The 18,695-nt window shown below is 70.3% G+C and carries 16 protein-coding genes; 10 read left to right on the top strand and 6 right to left on the bottom strand.

Annotated elements, in window-relative coordinates:
• Window position 1: 1 nt before the first annotated feature.
• Genes ABD240_RS06520 through ABD240_RS06510 form a run of 3 tightly spaced genes read left to right on the top strand, consistent with a single transcriptional unit; the run spans window position 2 to window position 2,414 of the window.
• Complete coding sequence (locus ABD240_RS06520; RefSeq protein WP_344336399.1) at window positions 2–418, top strand: RbsD/FucU family protein; 417 nt, start codon at window positions 2–4, stop codon at window positions 416–418.
• Window positions 415–1,416, top strand: coding sequence for an amidohydrolase family protein (locus ABD240_RS06515; protein ID WP_344336396.1), 1,002 nt, complete (start codon window positions 415–417; stop codon window positions 1,414–1,416). The genes ABD240_RS06520 and ABD240_RS06515 overlap by 4 nt, the downstream gene beginning before the upstream one ends.
• Complete coding sequence (locus ABD240_RS06510; RefSeq protein WP_344336394.1) at window positions 1,410–2,414, top strand: aldo/keto reductase; 1,005 nt, start codon at window positions 1,410–1,412, stop codon at window positions 2,412–2,414. The genes ABD240_RS06515 and ABD240_RS06510 overlap by 7 nt, the downstream gene beginning before the upstream one ends.
• Before the next feature lie 42 nt (window positions 2,415–2,456).
• Here ABD240_RS06510 and ABD240_RS06505 read toward each other — a convergent pair whose 3' ends face one another.
• Window positions 2,457–3,119 carry a FadR/GntR family transcriptional regulator gene (locus ABD240_RS06505; protein ID WP_291791690.1) on the bottom strand — a complete coding sequence of 221 codons (663 nt, stop codon included), beginning with the start codon at window positions 3,117–3,119 and terminating at the stop codon, window positions 2,457–2,459.
• Between the two features lie 34 nt (window positions 3,120–3,153).
• On the bottom strand, window positions 3,154–3,828 hold the full coding sequence (locus tag ABD240_RS06500) for a FadR/GntR family transcriptional regulator (protein ID WP_291791687.1): 675 nt from the start codon (window positions 3,826–3,828) through the stop codon (window positions 3,154–3,156).
• Window positions 3,829–4,084: 256 nt separating this feature from the next.
• On the opposite strand from ABD240_RS06500, the gene ABD240_RS06495 reads away from it, so the two are divergent.
• Window positions 4,085–5,536, top strand: coding sequence for an alpha-L-fucosidase (locus tag ABD240_RS06495; RefSeq protein ID WP_344336389.1), 1,452 nt, complete (start codon window positions 4,085–4,087; stop codon window positions 5,534–5,536).
• Window positions 5,537–5,571: 35 nt separating this feature from the next.
• A complete protein-coding gene (gene nhaC / locus ABD240_RS06490) occupies window positions 5,572–7,164 on the top strand; it encodes a Na+/H+ antiporter NhaC (protein WP_344336386.1) in 1,593 nt (530 codons plus the stop codon).
• 95 nt (window positions 7,165–7,259) lie between these two features.
• Here nhaC and surE read toward each other — a convergent pair whose 3' ends face one another.
• Both surE and ABD240_RS06480 read right to left on the bottom strand, forming a co-directional pair.
• A complete protein-coding gene (surE, locus tag ABD240_RS06485) occupies window positions 7,260–8,165 on the bottom strand; it encodes a 5'/3'-nucleotidase SurE (RefSeq protein ID WP_344336383.1) in 906 nt (301 codons plus the stop codon).
• 456 nt (window positions 8,166–8,621) lie between these two features.
• Window positions 8,622–9,317, bottom strand: a complete 696-nt coding sequence (locus tag ABD240_RS06480) for a GntR family transcriptional regulator (protein ID WP_291791675.1) — start codon at window positions 9,315–9,317, stop codon at window positions 8,622–8,624.
• 245 nt (window positions 9,318–9,562) lie between these two features.
• Between ABD240_RS06480 and ABD240_RS06475 the strand changes: the two genes are divergently transcribed.
• Complete coding sequence (locus ABD240_RS06475) at window positions 9,563–10,594, top strand: 1-aminocyclopropane-1-carboxylate deaminase (RefSeq protein WP_344336380.1); 1,032 nt, start codon at window positions 9,563–9,565, stop codon at window positions 10,592–10,594.
• Between the two features lie 6 nt (window positions 10,595–10,600).
• Complete coding sequence (locus ABD240_RS06470; protein ID WP_344336378.1) at window positions 10,601–13,069, top strand: transketolase-like TK C-terminal-containing protein; 2,469 nt, start codon at window positions 10,601–10,603, stop codon at window positions 13,067–13,069.
• A gap of 66 nt (window positions 13,070–13,135) precedes the next feature.
• Here ABD240_RS06470 and ABD240_RS06465 read toward each other — a convergent pair whose 3' ends face one another.
• Complete coding sequence (locus ABD240_RS06465) at window positions 13,136–14,059, bottom strand: class I SAM-dependent methyltransferase (protein ID WP_344336376.1); 924 nt, start codon at window positions 14,057–14,059, stop codon at window positions 13,136–13,138.
• A 326-nt stretch (window positions 14,060–14,385) separates the two neighbouring features.
• Here ABD240_RS06465 and ABD240_RS06460 point away from each other — a divergent pair, with 326 nt between their 5' ends.
• A complete protein-coding gene (locus ABD240_RS06460; protein ID WP_344336373.1) occupies window positions 14,386–15,393 on the top strand; it encodes an aldo/keto reductase in 1,008 nt (335 codons plus the stop codon).
• 102 nt (window positions 15,394–15,495) lie between these two features.
• The gene (locus tag ABD240_RS06455; protein ID WP_344336371.1) at window positions 15,496–15,906 is read left to right on the top strand and encodes a DUF1801 domain-containing protein; all 411 of its coding nucleotides are present in this window, start codon (window positions 15,496–15,498) and stop codon (window positions 15,904–15,906) included.
• Between the two features lie 123 nt (window positions 15,907–16,029).
• Here the strand turns inward: ABD240_RS06455 and zapE are convergent, their stop codons facing one another.
• Window positions 16,030–17,778: a cell division protein ZapE gene (gene zapE, locus ABD240_RS06450; RefSeq protein ID WP_344336368.1), complete on the bottom strand. Its 1,749-nt coding sequence runs from the start codon at window positions 17,776–17,778 to the stop codon at window positions 16,030–16,032.
• Between the two features lie 192 nt (window positions 17,779–17,970).
• On the opposite strand from zapE, the gene ABD240_RS06445 reads away from it, so the two are divergent.
• Window positions 17,971–18,678, top strand: a complete 708-nt coding sequence (locus ABD240_RS06445) for a TetR/AcrR family transcriptional regulator (RefSeq protein ID WP_344336366.1) — start codon at window positions 17,971–17,973, stop codon at window positions 18,676–18,678.
• Window positions 18,679–18,695 lie beyond the last annotated feature (17 nt).

The raw sequence follows: 18,695 nt of genomic DNA, 5'->3' as shown, positions 1-18,695 counted from the left end.
CGTGCTCAGAACTGAGATCATCCATCCGGATCTGCTGGCTGCGCTCGCGCGTGCCGGTCATGGAGCCCAGGTGCTCATCGCAGACGGCAACTATCCGCACAGCACCGGGGTCCCGGCAACGGCAGAGCGCATCCACCTCAACCTCGCGCCGGGTATGCTCACTGTCTCCCAGGTGCTCACCCCGCTCGCTGCGACCGTCCCCATCGAGTTCGCCGAGATCATGCTGACCTCTGAAGGCGAAGAAGCGCCGATCGTCGCCGAATACCGAGCGCTTCTGCCCGGGGTCCCATTCGCCGGCTGCGAACGGTTCGAGTTCTATGATCGCGCGAGGACGTCCGATGTCGCCGTTGTCATCGCCACAGGAGAGCAGCGGCAGTACGCGAATCTCCTGCTCACGATCGGAGTGCGGACTCCGTGAGGCGAATTGATTCCCATCTTCACCTGTGGGACCGCCGCCGTTTCGACTACGGCTGGATGGCTGGTCGCGCTCTGCCGGAGACCTCGCTCCCCACGGAGTTCGCCGAGGTGTGGGGAGGTGCACGTGCCGCTGAGGCCGGGCCTGCGCCGGAATCAGGCGCGGCCGGTGGGTCTCTGAATGCGGCTGCGGTCGTCATCGAGGCGGGCGTGGACGCCGGCCTCCGCACTGCGGAGAGGAAATGGATCGGAGGGCTCATCCGGGAGCATCCGTTCCTGCTGGGGTTTGTGGCTGCGGCGGACCTAGCGGCAGCGGGGGAGGCGCAGGTGGAGGCTTGCGCAGAGGACTCGGCGGTCGTCGGCATCCGCGACAACTTCGAGGGACTGCCCGCCGGTGCGCTCACAGAGCGAAGCGCCGCTGCTGAGGCCAGGTTCCGCGGGCTCCTCCGTGCGCGCGATGCGGGCCTGTCTGTGGACCTCTGTGTGCGGGCGGCTCAGCTGTCGGAGATGCACGCGCTCCTGGAACGCATTGCTGCGGTGCGAGGGGACCTCGATGGATTCGTCCTCGACCATCTGGGAAAGCCTCTTCCGGAGCAGTGGGCCGATGGTGGAGACGGCCGACAGAGTCCCCATCCCGACCGGCTCCAGTGGCAGGAAGACATTGCTGCTCTCGCAGCGCTCCCTGGTCTCAGGCTCAAGGTCTCCGGACTGGGCGGACAGCTCTCCGGCACCGCTTCGGAAGCGGAACTCGAACGCCTGGTGCTGGAGTACGCAGTGCCTGCAGTGAGGGCATTCGGAGCGGAACGGAGCATGGTCGGCAGCGATCATCCCGTCTCCACTCTCCCGTGCGGGATCACTCAGGAGCAGTGGGTCCGAACGGTGGAGCGGACGCTCCGTGGGGAGTTCGGGGAGGCCGCAGAACAGACGTTGGGCGCTGTCGCAGAACACCATTACGGCCTCGGCAGCGAGGACCGGAGCACACGAGGAGAACGTCGATGGTGAAGCACAATTCCACGGTGGAGCGGATCGCCGGCGGGATGCGCCTGGGTTTCGGCGGCGCACCCGTGGGCAATCTCTACCGAGCGGTTGACGATGCGACCGCGCACGCGGCGGTGGAAGCGGCCTGGGAGCACGGGATCCGCTACTTCGACACGGCGCCTCACTACGGCCTCGGCCTCTCCGAGCGGCGAATGGGCGAGGTGCTCGCCGCGAAGCCGCGCGAGGAGTTCGTTCTCTCCACCAAGGTGGGGCGACTCCTCCGCCCGGCCGAGGTTCCCCGTCCGCAGGACGAGGAGGGCTTCGCCGTACCGGGGGATGTCGTGCGGGTGCGCGACTACTCCGGCGACGGTGTGCGGCGTTCGCTGGAGGAATCCCTCACGCGTCTGGGGCTCGACCGGATTGACGTCGTCTTCATCCATGATCCGGACGAGTACTGGCAGGAGGCCATTGCCGGGGCCGTCCCCGAACTGGAGCGTATGCGGTCCGAAGGAATCATCGGCGCTTGGGGTGCGGGGATGAACCAGTGGCAGATGCTGCACCGCTTCGTCATGGAGACGGACATCGATCTCGTCATGCTGGCAGGGCGGTACACGCTGCTCGACCAGGGCGCGCGGGGCGACCTGATCCCAGCTGCGGAGGCGCGGGGCGTGGGGATCATCGACGTCGGCGTGTTCAACTCCGGCATCCTCGCAAGCGCTTCTCCTGACCCCGCCGCCACGTTCGACTACGCTCCGGCAGAGGCGGAGGTTCTCGCCCGGGCGCGGGCGCTCGCACTGTTGGCCGAGGAGCATGGCACCACTCTGCCTGCGGCCGCTGTGGCTTTCCCCCTGCGGGACCCGGCGATCACGGCGATCGCTCTCGGCATGCGCACGGCCGAACAGGCTGTGGAGGATGCAGACCTCTTCGCAGCTGTCGTTCCCGAGGGATTCTGGGCGGAGGCGGTGGAACGCGGTCTGCTGGCCGTGGATCCGGCGAGCGGCGAGACACCGCGATCGTCCTGAGATCGTCATCGCCGGGATGCAGCCGGCGGCCGCGGCAGTGCCTCAGGGTGCGGTGCGGAGCCAGTCCTCGACCCCGGCGATATGGACCGTCATCGCAGCACGCGCGCGGTCGGGGTCATGCGCGCGCAGGGCGCGGGCGATCGCGCGATGCTCGTCCAGGGTGCGCGCGATCGCATCGGCCTGGGTGAGTCCGCGCCAGATCCGAGCGCGGCGGGTGCCCACGGACACGGCATCGAGGATCCCTGCGAGATAGTCGTTACCCGCGGCCCGCGCGATGAGCCGATGGAACTCGAGGTCCTGCGCGACCAGGGCGTCGATGTCATCCGTCTCCACGACTGCGGCCTCGAGCTCCTCCAGCTGCGCTTCCGTGATGTGCTGCGCGGCGAGGCTGGAGGTTTCCGCCTCGAGAACGCGGCGGACGTAGAGGATCTCCTCGACGGAGGAGGAGGCGTGGAAGTCGACGACGAAAGCGATGGCCTCGCTCAGCTGAGGCGCGGAGAGCCGTGAGACGAAGGTGCCGTTCCCGCGGCGCACCTCGAGCACGTTGATGAGTTCAAGGGCTTTCACGGCCTCGCGCAGCGAGTTCCTCGACAGACCGAGACGCGCGGAGAGCTCATTCTCCGGAGGCAGGCGATCGCCCGGCGCGAGTTCGCCGGAGCTGATGAGATCCTTGATCCTGGAGAGAGCCTCGTCCGTCAATGCCATAGGAGGATCCTATAGAGGTGCTGCCGCGGCGGTCTCAGTGCGGTGGCGGCTTGAGACTGCGCAGCCAGCGTTCGGTGGAGGTGATGTGGGCGTGCATCGCAGCCCAAGCGCCCATGGAATCGTGCGTGCGGACAGCGTCGAGGACGGCCCGGTGGCCTATGACGCCCTCTGCGCGGGCTTCGGGATTGTCGACCAGGTCGTAGTGGCGACTGCGGGAGCGGATCACAGCGGTGATGGTGGCTGCGGACCTGTTGCCCGCGGTCTCGCAGATGAGCGCGTGGAACTGCTCGTCCAGCTTCTGCTCCTCCGGCGGGCTCTCCGCTCCCACCATCTCCTCGACGAGCGCCTCCAGCTGTGCCAACACCTCCCCTGAGGCCGCTGTCGCCGTCTGTGCGGCGGCCTCGGCCTCCAGCGTGCGTCTGATGCTCAGCAGTTCGAACAGACCGTCCAACGGAACCACGTCGACGGTGAACGCCAAGCCCTTGAGAAGCTCGCTCGGCTGCAGGCTGGAGACATAGGTGCCTGATCCGTGGCGGACCTCGATGAGTCCGTAGCCCTGCAGTTCACGCAGTGCCTCGCGCAGAGCGCCGCGGGAGACATCGAGTTGTTCGCAGAGACGGGGCTCCGGTGGCAGGCGCTGTCCCGGGACAAGTCGGCCCAGGGAGATCTCGGTCCGGAAATGGTCGATGACGGGTGAGTTCTGGGCCATGCCCCCAGAGTACCTTTCGGCGTTCTCCTCCATTCCAATTCTGGAAAAATCATCTGATGACTTGATGGAGAAGAGGGTGGAAATTGCCCTTTGACGTGGCTTCGGGCGTGCTGTAGCTTACAGACATCCGATGACTTGCGGAGGGGTGCGGCGTCGCTGCGAACCCCGCTCCCGGTCGAGCAAGGCGGGCGGCCCTCATACGATCGGTGGGCCCGCTCCGGCTCACACAGAAGACAGAGACCAGCACAGGAGTTCCATGGATCAGCAGAGCAGCCAGCAGGGCACCGAACACGCATGTCCGCAGCGGGCCCGCCTCGGCGATTTCGACACCGTGCCGGTGCAGAGCTGGGAGGAGCTCGATGCGCGGCCGCTGCCGCAGTGGTACGCCGGCGCGAAGTTCGGCATCTTCGTGCACTGGGGTGTCTTCTCCGTCCCCGCGTGGCGCACGCTCAACGACGAGCAGTTCGGCTCCTACGCCGAGTGGTACTACGCCAGCGTGTACGGCAAGTACCGCAATGCCGACTCCGACTTCCACGCGCGGATGTTCCCGGGCAGGGACTACCGCGACCTGGCCGCGGACTTCCGGGCCGAGCTCTTCGACCCCGGCGCCTGGGCCGAACTCTTCCGCCGGGCAGGTGCCGGATACGTCGTGCTGACATCCAAGCACCACGACGGCTACTGCCTCTGGCCCACGGAGAACGAGCACAAGGAGGACTGGAACTCCGGCGCCGTGGGGCCTCGGCGCGATCTGCTGGGCGACCTGGCCGAGGCCGTGCGCGCACAGGGGATGCGCATGGGGCTCTACTACTCGATCCCCGAATGGGAGACGCACCGCTCCCATCGGGTCGACGGAGAGCACTTCATCCCCGAGGCCGACGCCGAGCGGTACGGGATCCCGGAGGACGACTACCCGCGGGAGATCCTCCACCAGCAGTGGGTGGAGCTCAACGAGCGCTACGCTCCCGCCGTCATCTACACCGACGGTGGGGAATGGGATTTCAGCGAGGACTACACCCAGACCCGCCGCATGCTCTCCTGGCTCTACACGGAGTCCCCGAACGCCGGTGAGGTCGTCGTCAACGATCGCATGCATGTGGGCATGCCGGGGGTTCACGGCGATGTCTACAGCACCGAGTACCAGGACCTGGACGGGTACGGCACGGTGCACCCCTGGGAGGAGGGCAGGGGGGTCGGCGGCTCCTTCGGATTCAACCGGGCTGAGTCCGTCGAGGACTACGCCAGTGCTGCGGACCTGCTGGCGCTGCTGGCACAGACGGTCGCAGGCGGCGGCAACCTCCTGCTCAATGTCGGCCCCACCGCCGACGGCCGGATCCCCCCGCTGCAGCAGGAGCGCCTGCTGCAGATCGGCGCCTGGCTGGAGACCAACGGCGAGGCGATCTACGAGACCACCCCCGTCACGGATCTGCGGCCGGAGGCACCCGGGGTGTTCGCCACCGCCCGCGGCGATGCCCGGTACGTGATCGTCACCGGCAGGCCGGAGGCGCCGATCCGCCTCTCGCTCGACCCCGGCACGGAAGTCGCAGGCTGGGAGCTGCTGGGCGCCGACGAGCAGCTCGCGGGGCAGCTGCTGGACATCCGCCCGCAGGCGGGGGCCCTCGAGCTCGTCCTGCGCCCCGCGGCGCGCTGGACCGGAGTTGCGACGGAGGCGCTTCCGCTCGTCATCCGCCTGCGCACGATCCCGGCCTGAAGCCCACAACGGAACAACGAACACAGGGAAGTGTCATGGAGAAGAAGCGAGCGGCGAAGGCGCCGCGGCCGGTGAAGGCTCCCACTCTGGCGCTGGCGATCTCGCCGCTGGTCGTCATGTTCGTCGTCATCGTGGGCGGCGTCGTGTGGCTGGACATCAGGGTCGAGGTCCTGCTGCTGATCTCGGCGGCCTATGCGACGGCCGTCGCGATGGCGCTGGGGCACAGGTGGCAGGAGATCCAGGACCGCTGGGTCGCCGAGTTCTCGAAGGCGTTCCCGGCGATCCTCATCGTGCTGTGCGTGGGCATCGTGATCGGCACCTGGGTGGCCAGCGGCACGATCCCGCTGCTGGTCCACTTCGGCATCACGGTCATCAGCCCCACCTTCATCATCGTCACCGCCTTCCTGGTCACGGTCGTCCTCTCCGTGAGCACCGGAACCTCATGGGGCTCGGTGGGCACGGTGGGCGCGGCGCTGATGGGCGTGGCCGCCGCGATGGGCGCGCCGCTGCCGGCAGTCGCGGGGGCGATCGTCTCCGGCGCGTACTTCGGCGACAAGCTCTCACCGCTCTCGGACAGCACCAACCTCTCCGCCGTGGCCGCGGGAGTGAACCTGTACAAGCACATCGCCCATCTCCTGTGGACCACCGGCCCCGGCTTCCTCGTGTGCGTCATCGTCTACACGATCGCGGGCTTCATGACGGCGGGCGACGGCTCGGCCCGCGCGGACGGCATGGACGAGTTCCTGCACCAGCTGGAGGTCCTCTTCCGCATCGGCATGCCGTTCGGGCTGCTGCTGCTCATCCCGGTGGTCGTCATCGTCGTGGGCTCGCTCATGCGTCTGCCCACTGTGCCCGTCATGCTGGTCTCGGCGGTGTCGGCTGCGGTGCTCGCCGTGTGGGGTCAGGGGTTCTCACTCAAAGACGCCGCACTGGCATCGATGTCCGGCTTCACCATGGAGATGTTCGCATCCAGCGGCAATGCCCGGATGGACCTCGCACAGGCGACGGAGGCGATCCCGAGCCTCCTGGAGCGCGGTGGGATGGAGTCGATGACGACTATCTTCCTCGTCGTCGTGTGCGCCTTCGCCTTCGTGGCCGCGTTGAGCGTCTCCGGTGCCCTCGACGTGGTGATGAGTGCGCTCATGAAGGTCGTGCGCACGAACGGCCAGCTGATCCTCGTGACGACAGTGGGAGGGGTCATCCTCATCGCCGCGACGGGCACTTCGACGGTGTCGTTCCTGATCCTCGGAGGCCTGCTGCGCGCCGAGTACATCAGGCGAGGTCTGGAGGCGAGGAATCTGGGCCGGACCATGGAGGATTCGGTGACGGTGGTCGAGCCGATCATCCCCTGGACCCTCGCCGGCGTGTACATGGCGACGGCGCTGGGGGTGCCGACGTTGGAGTACGCCCCGTGGGCGATCCTCTGCTACTCCGGAGTCTTCTTCGCTCTGCTGTGGGGCTTCACGGGCTTCGCGGTCTCGAAGATCACCCCGAAGAGCGACGACTGGCGAGACTACCAGCAGGTGCTGCGCGAGGAGGGCGGAGCGGACGTCGCGGCCTCGTCGACTGGAAGCGCGAACAGCGGAGTCCTGCCCGCTGAGGCTGCCGGGGACCCCTCGCGAGAGTGAGGGGACAGCTGCACGCTGTTCGGCCTCGGCCGTGCACTCGGGTCTGAGATGGGCCTCAGGCGGGGGCCGACCGGGTGCGGCGTGGACCCTTCCCCTCAGTTGAGAGCGTCGACGAGGGCGGTCACGTCTCCGGCTTCTTCCGCGGGGAGGGACGGCGTCGTCGTGATGAGGGTGAGCGTGACATTGCCCTTGCTCAGCTCGGCGAGGTCTCCGCTCTCCGGCGCGTCTTCCGCATGGCCCAGGCTCACCTCGTACGTGTCTCCGTCCTGGTGCTCATAGGTGGTGACGTAGCCCGAACCCTGTGCGGTCTCCGCGTAGACCACCTCGGGGTCCTCCGGAGCCTCGGCGGGGTCCGGGTAGTTCATGTTGAGGACGTATCCGGGTTCCAGTGAGCCGGCTCCCTGCTCGATGATGTCGAGGAGCAGCTGCGCGGCGGCCTCGTAGTCTGCCTGATCCTCGGAGGAGGCGTCGAGGCTCGTGGCGATCGCGGGGACCCCGTAGGAGCCCGAGGCGATCGAGGCGGCGCCGAAGGTGCCGGAGGAGCGGATGTCCGTGCCGGCGTTGGCCCCCGCGTTGATGCCGGAGACCACGAGGTCCGGTGCCTCCTCCATGACCTCCTTGAGGCCGAACGAAGCCGCCGTCGCCGGGGTTCCGCTCGCGGAGTGGATCTGCGGATCGTCCGTGGGCTGGGTGACCTCGAGGGTGCCGGTGATGTCCACGGACCCTCCCTTGCCGCTCTGATTCTCCGCCGGTGCCACGAGCGTGACGGAGTGCCCGGCGCCGGTGAGTGCCTCGTAGGCCGCGGTGATGCCGGGGGCGTCCCAGCCGTCGTCATTGGTCAGGAGGATGTCGAGGGGCTCTCCGCCGCCCGCCGCAGGCGCGGCTGCTTCCGCCCCGTCCGTCTGGGCGTCGGCGGGATCCGCCTCCGCGGGAGCGGCGCATCCGGCGAGGACGAGTGTCCCCGCTGCTGCGAGGGCGAGGAACGGGCGGGATGTCTGCATGAGGTGCTCTTCTCTGAGGAGGCGGAGGGTGCGTCTCTGCACTCGCGTGTGCCCGGTGCGGCGCTGAACAGGGCGTATGCGAATGAGCGAACATTCGACAGACTAGAAGCGAATTGACGATGTGGTCAAGATCACTTTCGGAGGTGGTGTGCGCGCGTCGTCGGAGCCCGCTGGGGCCTTGGGGTGCGACGGCAGTTCTGCTGATCGGCGAGCAGGCCGCTGCCGGGCTCTGCCGAGGTTCCGGCACCGGCCTGCGCGCGGGGGATCTGGCCGCGCGGTGAATCTGACACGGAGCGGTCGCGCGGCGGTTCCGTGTCGGATTGGAGGGGGTCGTAATCTGACACGCACGGAGCATGCGGGCGATTCGTGTCAGATTGAGGGGGTGCCTGATCTGACGGGGTCTCGCCGGCGGCGCGCGGCGGGCGCCGAGCGTCAGGGGGGGCTTCGGCCCCGCCCTCAGCCCAGGCTCAGCCAGTTCCGGCGGGTGAGCTCGGCCGCGCGGTCCGCATCGCCTGCGGCCAGCGCCTCGATGATCGCCTCGTGCTGTGCGGCCGAGGCCTCGACCGTGGCCGCATCGAAGTGCAGGTACTCCGCCCGCATGAGCATGGGCACCAGCAACTCCAGCTGCCTGCCGATGAGCGGGTTGCCGGAGAGTTCGACCACTGCGTCATGGAACTCCGCATCCGCGCGGATCGCCGCCTCGGCATCGGTGGTGCCGAGGCGGCGATCCGGTTCTGCGCCGCCTCGTCCAGTTTCCGCCGCCCCCTGGGCCGCGGCGCGGAGGTCTCCGTTCGCCGTGCGCAGGCGCATGAGCGAGGCCGCCTCGCTGCCGAGCTCCTGTGCCGCCAGCCGTGCGGCCAGTGCGTGCAGCTCTGCCGCGATGGTGCGTGCATGCGCGAGCGCAACGGGGTCCTCGGGCGCCACCAGCGTGACCTTGCCGGGCTGCGCCTGCACCAGCCCGGCCTCCGCGAGCCGCAGCAGTGCCTCGCGCACGGGTGTGCGGGAGACGCCCAGCCACTCGCCCAGCTCACCGTCGCGCAGCCGCTCCCCCGGCAGCAGCTGGCCGCGGACGATCGCATCGCGGATCGCGGTGTACACGTTGTCCCGCAGCAGAGTGCGGGCAGTGGGTGCGTGACCGGCGGGAACGGGCATGCGGCAAGCCTCCGAGACAGGGGTGGGTGGGCGTGGGCGGGCAGGTGTGGATTCGGCAGATGCTCAGGGGAGCGGCGGTCAGGGCCAGTTCGGGGCCATGGAGCGGGACGGTCTGGACATGCGGACGAATCGTGTGTGATTCTATGATCTGCACCACGCAATATACTGCATATCAATGTGAGCCGGTCGTGTTCGGACGCCGGCCCGCTCCCCGGCGTCCGCGCCGCACGACGAGAGGCATGCCCATGGCGACTGCAGATCTGCCCCGCTACCCGCTCACCTTCGGCCCCAGCCCCATCCACGAACTGCCGCGTCTGGCCGCGCACGTGGGCGGCGAGAACGGCCCGCGCATCTTCGCCAAGCGTGAGGACGTGAACTCCGGTCTGGCATTCGGTGGGAACAAGACCCGCAAGCTCGAGTACATCGTCCCGGACATCCTGGAATCCGGGGCGGACACGCTCGTCTCGATCGGCGGCTACCAGTCCAACCACACCCGCCAGATCGCTGCGGTCGCGGCGCACCTGGGCCTCAAGGCGCGTCTGGTGCAGGAGCGCTGGGTCGACTGGAACGACCCGGTCAACGACAAGGTCGGCAACATCGAGCTCTCCCGGATCATGGGTGCGGACGTGCGTCTCGACTCGGCAGGCTTCGACATCGGCATCCGCGACTCCTGGAAGCAGGCGCTCGAGGACGTCGAGGCCTCCGGCGGCAAGCCCTATCCGATCCCCGCCGGTGCCTCCGAACACCCGCTGGGCGGGGTGGGCTTCGCCAACTGGGCGCACGAGGTCGTCGCACAGGAGGAGGAGATGGGCGTCTTCTTCGACACCGTCATCGTCTGCGTCGTCACCGGCTCCACCCAGGCCGGGATGATCGCGGGCTTCGCGGAGATCGAGGACGCGGGAGGCCGCACGCGCCGCGTGATCGGCATCGACGCCTCCGCGACGCTGGAGAAGACCGTCGACCAGGTGACCCGGATCGCCAACACCACGGCGGACAAGATCGGCCTGGGGCGGGAGATCCGCCCGGACGAGGTCGTCATCCGCTCCGGCTGGGAGGGCCCGGCCTACGGCATCCCGGACGAGTCCACCGTGGAGGCCATCCGCACCACGGGCGAGCAGGAGGGCGTCATCCTCGACCCCGTCTACGAGGGCAAGTCGATGGCCGGCCTCCTCGGCCTCATCCGCTCCGGTGAGCTCACGAGCGAGAACACCGTCCTCTATGCGCACCTGGGCGGTCAGCTCGCCCTCAACGCCTACAGCGCGATCTTCGAGGACTGAGCGGGCATGACGCAGTTCGAGGACGCACCCGCGGTGCGGGACGCAGGCGAGGCCGCACGCCCGGAGCACGACGCACACGAGGAGCACGTCCAGTTCGAGACGAGCACGCAGCTGGACCCGCCCAGCGCCAACGACCGGCCGCTGCGGGCCTCTGCGGATGCAGAGGTGCTGGACGAGATCGCCCAGCGGGTCCTGTGGCTCGCCACCTCGATCATCGACGCCGCCAATCGCGGCCGGGAGAACCCGGACGGCGTGAAGGTGGGCGGGCACCAGTCGTCCTCGGCCTCGATGGCCGGCATCATGACCGCGCTGTGGCTCACCCGGCTGCGCGCCGAGGACCGGGTCTCCGTCAAGCCGCACGCCTCCCCGGTGCTGCACGCGCTCAACTACCTGCTGGGCGATCTGGGCGAGGAGTACCTCACCCGTCTGCGCGCCCAGGGCGGTCTGCAGCCCTACCCCTCACGCACCAAGGACCCGGACACCGTCGACTTCTCCACGGGCTCCGTGGGGATCGGCGCGACCGCTCCGGTGTGGGCCGCGCTCTCGCACCGCTACCTCTCCGACCGGTTCCCGGAGACCACGCCGCCCGCCGGCCGCTTCTACTCGCTGCTGGGCGATGCGGAGCTGGACGAGGGCGCGGTGTGGGAGGCGATCATCGACCCCGAGGTGCGAGGTCTGGGCGAGGTCGTGTGGATCGTCGACCTCAATCGGCAGTCGCTGGACCGGGTCATCCCGGACGTGCAGATCCAGCGCCTCCAGGGCATGTTCGCCGCCGCGGACTGGCAGGTCCTCACGCTCACGTGGGGGCGGCGGCTCTCCGCGCTCTTCGCCGCCGAGGGCGGTGCGGTGTTCGAGCGTCGCATGCGCGAGATGCCCAACGAGGAGTACCAGCGCCTCCTGCGCTCCCACCCGGATGAGGTGCGCGAGCGCCTGCTCGCCGGCATGGGCGCGGAGGATCGTGAGGCGCTCGCCGCCCTGCTGGAGCCCTACACTCCGGTGGAGCTCGCGGAGCTCGTCCGCGACCTCGCCGGTCACGACCTCTCCTGCCTCGTGGACGCGTTCGGCCGGATCGACGACACCCGCCCCACCGTCGTCTTCGCCTACACGATCAAGGGCCGCGGGCTCGCGACGGAGGGCCACCCCGGCAACCACGCCGCCCAGCTCACAGGCGAGCAGATGGAGGATCTGGCCCGGGCCTCGGGCATGGAGGTCTCCGATCCGTGGCAGCGGTTCGCCCCGGACACGCCGGCCGGCAGAGCGCTCGCCGAGGCCGCGGCACGGCTGCGACGTGAGCCGATCCCGCAGGAGTCCGGCCCGCGGATCCCGGCGGAGCTGGGCTACTCGCCCAAGGCCACGACCTCCACGCAGGCCGCGCTGGGCCGCTTCCTCTCCGATCTGCACCGCGCGCAGCCGGAGGTCGCCGCGCACGTGGTGACCCTGAGCCCGGACGTGGCGACCTCGACCAATCTGGGCGGGTGGATCAACAAGACCGGCGTGTGGTCGATCGCCGGCCGCGCGGACTGGTTCGCGGACGACCGCGAGCGGGTCATGCGGTGGCGGGAGACGGAGAAGGGCCAGCACATCGAGCTGGGCATCGCCGAGGTCAACCTCGTCTCCCTCGCCGGCGAGCTGGGCTCCACCGGCTCGCGCTGGGGACGGACGCTGCTGCCCATCGCCGCGCTCTACGACCCCTTCATCAACCGCGCGCTGGAGCCGTGGACGTTCAGCCTCTACGCCGGGGGCCGCTCGATCGTGATCGGCACGCCCTCGGGGGTGACGCTGGCGCCCGAGGGCGGGGCGCACCAGTCGTTCAACACGCCCTCCGTCACCCTGGAGATCCCCGGGCTCACCAGCTGGGAGCCCGCGTTCGCGCAGGATCTGGAGTGGGCCATGCTGGATGCGATGCGCCGGCTGGGTCTGCCCGAGGCCGAGGGAGGCGAGGCCGCGTACTTCCGGCTCTCGACCCGGCCCGTGGATCAGGCGCTGGCCCGGGTGCCGAACGACCCCGTGCTGCGTGAGCGGCGCCGGGAGCAGGTGCTGGCCGGCGGCTACCGGCTCAGCGCGCACCCCGCCGCCGAGGACGTCGTCACCCTCGTGGGAGCCGGTGCGATCATGACGGAGGTGCTGGCCGCCGCCGAGCGGCTGGAAGCACTGGGCGTGCGTGCCGGAGTGGTGTGCGTGACGAGCCCGGCGCGGCTGTTCCGCTCGCTGCAGGCACGTTCGCAGGTGGGCGAGTCCCGCCGCAGCGCGATCGTCGACCAGCTCTTCCCCGCCGCCAGCCCGGCACCGCTCGTCACGGTCATGGACGGGCACCCGCACACGCTCGCGTTCCTCGCCGGTGTGCGCGGGGACCGGACGCGGAACCTGGGCGTCACGCAGTTCGGCCAGGCCTCCGGGGTGAGCGAGGCGTACCGCATCCACGGCATCGACACGGACTCGATCGTCCGCGCGGGGCTGGACCTCACCGGCCGGTGAGGGGATCCGGCGCTGAGTCGCCCTGCCCGTTCGCCGGGCGCTCCACTTCGTCGCCGAGGCAGAGCGTCACTCCTTCCGGGCGAAGGCGAGTTCCACCGTGGGGCTCTCCCGCAGTGTGCGCGCGAGCCTGCGCTCGAGCGGGAAGAGCGCCCGGCCGGCCAGCTCACCGGTGAACTCGGTGAGCGTCGCGGCCCGCAGCGCGCCTCCCCAGAGCTTCCGCCACAGCCAGGGAGAGTCCACCTGCGCGTTCATGAGCACCATGTGGGGCGAGCGATGCTCCAGGCGGAGGCCGGCCTCGGCGAGCGCCCCTTCGATCCACTCCAGGCTCCGGTTCGTCTGGTGCGCGCGGCGCTCATGGGCGGCACCCGGCTCGGTCGTGTCGCCGGACCCGCCTGGGGTGCCCGCGGCCTCGGCCCCGTTCTGCCCGCCGGAGGAGACCCCGCTGCCAGCCGTCCTGTGCACGAAGTTCTCCGTGAGGACGAAGGTCCCGCCGGGCTTCAGCAGTGTCGCGATGTTGCGCAGCGCGGCACGGTAGGCGGCGTCATCCGTGATGTGGAAGAGCACGTCCATGCAGGACACGACGTCGAAGGACCCCGGCTCGAACGGACCCGTGCCGCGCGTGATGTCGAGCTGTTCGAAGCGGTGCCCGGGGAAGTGCTCGCGGAGATTGCGCACGGCGGAGGCGGTGAGGTCGCTGCCGGTCACCTCGGCGGGGTGCATGCGCGACCACCAGCGCACATAGAGGCCCGTGCCGGAGCCGACGTCGAGGATGCGCGTGCCCCTGCCCACCCCGGCCCGGCCGGCGGTGCGGAGGAAGATTTCCTCACGCACCCGGTACATCCACGAGTTGAAGGCCAGGCCGAGTGCCTGGTAGCCGACGCCGCGCTCCGTCCAGTCGGAGTCGAGGCTCTCCTCCCAGAACTCGCTGTGGTCGTGCGCCTGTGCGTCGCTGGGGTCGTGGGCGGGTGCGCTGCCGGCCTCGTGCGTCATCGTGTTCCTCTCCCTCCGGAGCGGCTCGGACCACACGGCGCATCCTCCGCCGGGCGCCTGTGGCACCGACCTCTGACTCGTGCCCACCCATCCTAGGGGCTTGCGCTCGGGAGGCGGGGAGACTGTCCTGTGCGGAGGGTGAGCCCCTGGTGGGAACACCGGCACACGCCGGGGCGCGCCCGCCCAGCGAGGACTCCCGCCTGCGCCGCGAGGGCGCCCGCTGGAACAGCGTGGGTGCATCCTGCGTTGAGACGACGGGCGCGGCCCGCGGGGCCGCCCTTCCGCACATGGTCCGAGGACCTCTCGCCCACGACACGAGGAGCACGATGACTCAGAGCCAGACCGTCCCGACGGAAGCCGCAGCCGCGCAGACCGCTGCAGTGGACCCGCGCCTCCACCGCCCCGCACTGCCCTTGGTGCTGGGCGGCAATACGTTCGGCTGGACCAGTGATCGCGCGCAGTCGTTCGCCGTCATCGAGGCGTTCCTCGCCGCGGGTGGCCAGCACATCGACACCGCGGACGGCTACTCCCAGTGGGTGTCCGGCAACTCGGGCGGCGAGTCGGAGACGATCCTGGGCGAGTGGTTCGCAGCCACCGGCCGCCGGGGCGAGGTCTTCCTCGCCACCAAGGTGGGCTCCTGGAGCGAGCGCCCCGGTCTGAGCGCGGAGAACGTCACCGCAGCCGTCGAGGACTCCCTCCGCCGCCTGCAGACGGACGTCATCGACCTCTACTACGCGCACTTCGACGACGACTCGCAGTCCCCGGAGCAGCTCGCCCGCACCTTCGACGGGTTGGTCAAGGCGGGGAAGATCCGCCACATCGGCATCTCCAACCTCTCGCCGGCGCGCCAGCGCGCGTGGATTGCGGCCGCCGAGGCCGAGGGGCTCACCGTCCCGGTCGCCATCCAGCCTCAGTACTCGCTCGTGCACCGCGGCGACGTGGAGGGCGGGGCGGACGGCACCGGCGGGTACGGCGCGGTCGCCCGCGAGCACGGGCTTGCAGTCTTCCCGTACTACACGCTGGGCTCCGGTCTGCTGACCGGCAAGTACCGCACGGCAGAGGACTTCTCCGGTGCTGCCCGCGAGGGATTCCTCAGCGGCTTCTCCGACGGCCGCGCCGTGGAGCTGGTCGAGACCCTCGTCGCGGTCGCCGAGGACGCCTCGGCGCAGCCGGCCTCCGTCGCCCTGGCGTGGCTGCTGGCGAAGGGAGTGACGGCCCCCATCGCCTCCGCACGCACCCCGGAGCAGCTCGAGGCCCTGGTGGCGGCACCGGCCGTTGCCCTCACGAATGCGCAGATCGCACGCCTGGACGCGGCCTCGGCCCGCTTCGCCTGAGCGCGTTCCCGTGACGGGACGGCCAGTCGCAGGCACACGCGGATGGAGCGGGTGCGCGCACGCGGATGGAAGGTGTGCGCCGGCGGCCGTATGCTCGGCGGCATGGCGAAGACGCATCCGCACATCACCGCCCCCACCCCTGCCCAGCTGGCCCGGCTCGTCGAGGACCGCCCCGAGCCGATCGCTCAGACGTATCTGGCCCTGCACGCCCTCGTCCTCGAGACGCTGCCGGACGTCGAGCACTCCGTGGACGAGGTCGATGCGAGCATCGGCTACGCCGCTCACCAGTACGGATACAACGGGTGGGGGATGGCGGCGGTCACGCCTCACAGCAGGTGGGTGTCGCTGACCCTGCTGCAGGGCTCCCGGCTGCCGGATCCCTCCGGGCTGCTCGAGGGCACCGCGGTCATGCGGCACGTGAAGCCGCGGGCCCCGGAGGAGGTGGAGGAACACCGCGTGGACCTCACCGCGCTGCTCCTCGCCGCCGCCCGCCTCTGCGAGGAGCGGGACTGAACCGAGGCTCCGGCGGCGTCCGGCAGGCCGCTGCGGCCGGGCCACTGAGGTTGCGGCCGGGCCGCTGAGGTTGCCGGCAGGCCGCTGAGGCCGGGCCGCCGGAGCCGCGCGGCGACGGCGTGGTCAGGCCGGACTGAGGCCGGGCCCGGTGTCGAATCGCTCGGCCAGCTGATTCCGGAGCGAGCGGGCCTGGACCTGCCTGCGGTGCTCGGCCAGGGCCTCGGCGGCGGGTCTCTCCGGTCCGTCCGCCTCCCCGGTAGGGACCGCGCGCGCGAGTTCGCGGAAGCAGTCCCGCAGGAGCCCGGGCGGGATATCCGGACCCGAGGCGAACGCCGGCGGCTCGTCCGCGCGGGCGACGGTCTCGGCATAGGCCGAGGTGGCACGGGCCCTCCCGATGAGTACTGAGGACGGCGCCGCAGTCCGCAGGCCCGCAGCCTCTCCCAGCCCCCAGCGGATCACGGCGTCCACCTCCAGCGTGAGCATCACCTCCGCGTCCTCGTCCCCGCGCTTCAGCCGCTGCGGAAAGGTGGAGCTGAACTCCGCGTGCGCCTGCGGGTCCGTGGGGCCGTACTCCCACGCCTCGAAGCGGCTGTCCACCACGGGCGCCTCGTGCCAGGCCTCCAGCCAGCCGGAGACGAAGTAGAGGAGCATGAGCGCGCTCGTCTTGTCGATGCCGGGCTGGACGAAGCGGATGTGCGCGACGATCTGCGCGGCCGTGAGCGGAGGAGCCGGGGTGGGTGACGGGGCCGGCTGATCTGGCGAGGCCGGGTGCTGGGGTGCGGTCATGCTCACCATTCTCCCGCGCCGCCTCAGCGATCGCAGCCGGCTGACCGTGCGCGCGGCGTCGAGGGGCGGCTCCGCGGCGCTGAGCATGCGGTCGGGCGCGGCGGAGCTCGTCACGTGCAGCGGCACCTGCCGGTCGTGGAGGACGTCGACGAGCGTGGCGAACCGCTGGAGCGGATCACGTTCCGCCCGCGCCAGGTCCGGGACCTCGACGACGCGTACGGCGGCGAGCCGCTCCGCGAGCGCGAGGTACTGATGCGGGCCCACCGGACGCTCGCAGAGCTCGTGGAAGGTGAAGGTGTCCGGAGGGAAGGGCCCCGAGGCCGCCGCGGGCTCCTCCGGGTCGATCACCCTCCAGGATCCGGAACTGAATGAGGGCACCGGGGGTGCGTGCTCTCCCCCGTGCAGTCCGCTGTGCGGCTGTGCGTGCCGCTCTTCGCGCAGGTCCCGGTGCAGATCCTCGCGATGATCCGGTCCCGCGGGAACCTCGACGATTCGCAGGCCCCGAGTGAGGAGTGCGATCGCGGGCAGCGCGTGCTCGTGGAAGAGGGGGTTGGTCAGCAGCGCCTCCGGAGCGTAGTTGGAGGTGGCGATGAGCAGGGTGCCGTTCTCCTCGAGCACGCGCAGCGTGGAGGTGAGGAACGAGGCATCGGCGACGTCGTGGACGTGGAACTCGTCGAACATCACGGCCCGGGCGGAGCGCAGGGTGCGGGCGATCGCCTCGCGCACCGGCTGCCGTGTCCGTGTGATCTCCGCGTGCAGGTCCCGGAAGAAGTCGTGGAAGTGGAAGCGGACTCTGCGGTCGGTGGGCAGGGTGTCGAAGAGCAGCTGCGCCAGGTGGGTCTTGCCCCGCCCCACCGGCCCCCACAGGTACCAGCCGTGCAGGTGGGGCGGGAGACGTTCTTCCAGCACTGCTCTCGCCTGCCGCTGTCCCGGATCGTAGGCGAACCCCGTCTGCGCTGCAGCGGCGCGGAATCCCGGGCGCCCCCGCGCTGCGAGGCGTCCTGCCGCCTTCGCGCGGCGGAGGGCACGACCGGAGGCGGGGCGGGGTGCGGAGCGGGCGGCTGCGCCGGCCTCGAGAGCGTGCATGATTCCTCCTCGCATTCCCGCTACAGGTGTAGAGGAAATATCTTCACTCTACACCTGTAGAGTGGAGGTGTCGGTGGGCCGGATGATGCCGGCAGATCCGAGATCCGGCAGCGGCGGTGAGTCCGACGATGCCGGTGGGGCGCGAAGGCGGCCGGGCATGACGGCAGTGAGGTATGAGGGGTGGAGGGGGCCATGTCACGAGGGGATGTGCGACGCGCGCTCATCGCGGACAGTGCGATCGCGGTGCTCGCCGCCGGTGGGGCGCGGGCCCTCACGCACAAGGCCGTCGATGCGCGGGCGGGTCTTTCCGCAGGCTCGGCCTCCTATCACTTCCGCACCCGGAAGGCGCTCATCACGGCGGCGGTCGAGCGGATCCGTGTGCTCTCCCGTGAGGCCTTCGACGCCGCTGCGCGCGGGGCCGGCGCTGCCGCGGCGGTGCCTCCGGCTTCCGCCGCCGATGAGGCGGCCGCGCTCGCCGCGGACCAGCTGCTCCGGCTGGCGGGCGAGAGGCGGGAGCAGGCGCTCGCCGTCTTCGCCCTCCTTCCCGAGGCGGCCGAGGACTGCGAGCTGAGGTCCGCGCTCCTGCGCTGCCTGTTCTCCCGGGAGCTCGCCGGGGACCTCATGGCGAGACTGGGCAGCAGGGCGCCGGAAGCCGATGCCGCAGGCTTCATTGATTTCCTCACCGGGATGCTTGTCCGCCTTCTCTATGCGCCCGCGCCGGGGGGCCTTCTCTCATGCGGCTCCGAGGCGGGGACCTCCGCCTCGGGGACAAGGGGCTCTGCTGCGGAACCGGGGAGCTCTGCCGCGGAGGGCGTGACCCCGGCCTCCGGTGCGCACCCCGAGATCGAGGGAGCCCTCGTCCGCTTCCTGACGACCTTTCCCCGGCAGCCGTCTCCTTGAGCGTGTCCCGCTATCCG

The organism is Brevibacterium salitolerans (assembly GCF_039531405.1).
Classification (GTDB): domain Bacteria; phylum Actinomycetota; class Actinomycetes; order Actinomycetales; family Brevibacteriaceae; genus Brevibacterium; species Brevibacterium salitolerans.
This window is presented reverse-complemented; position numbering and strand designations above follow the sequence as displayed.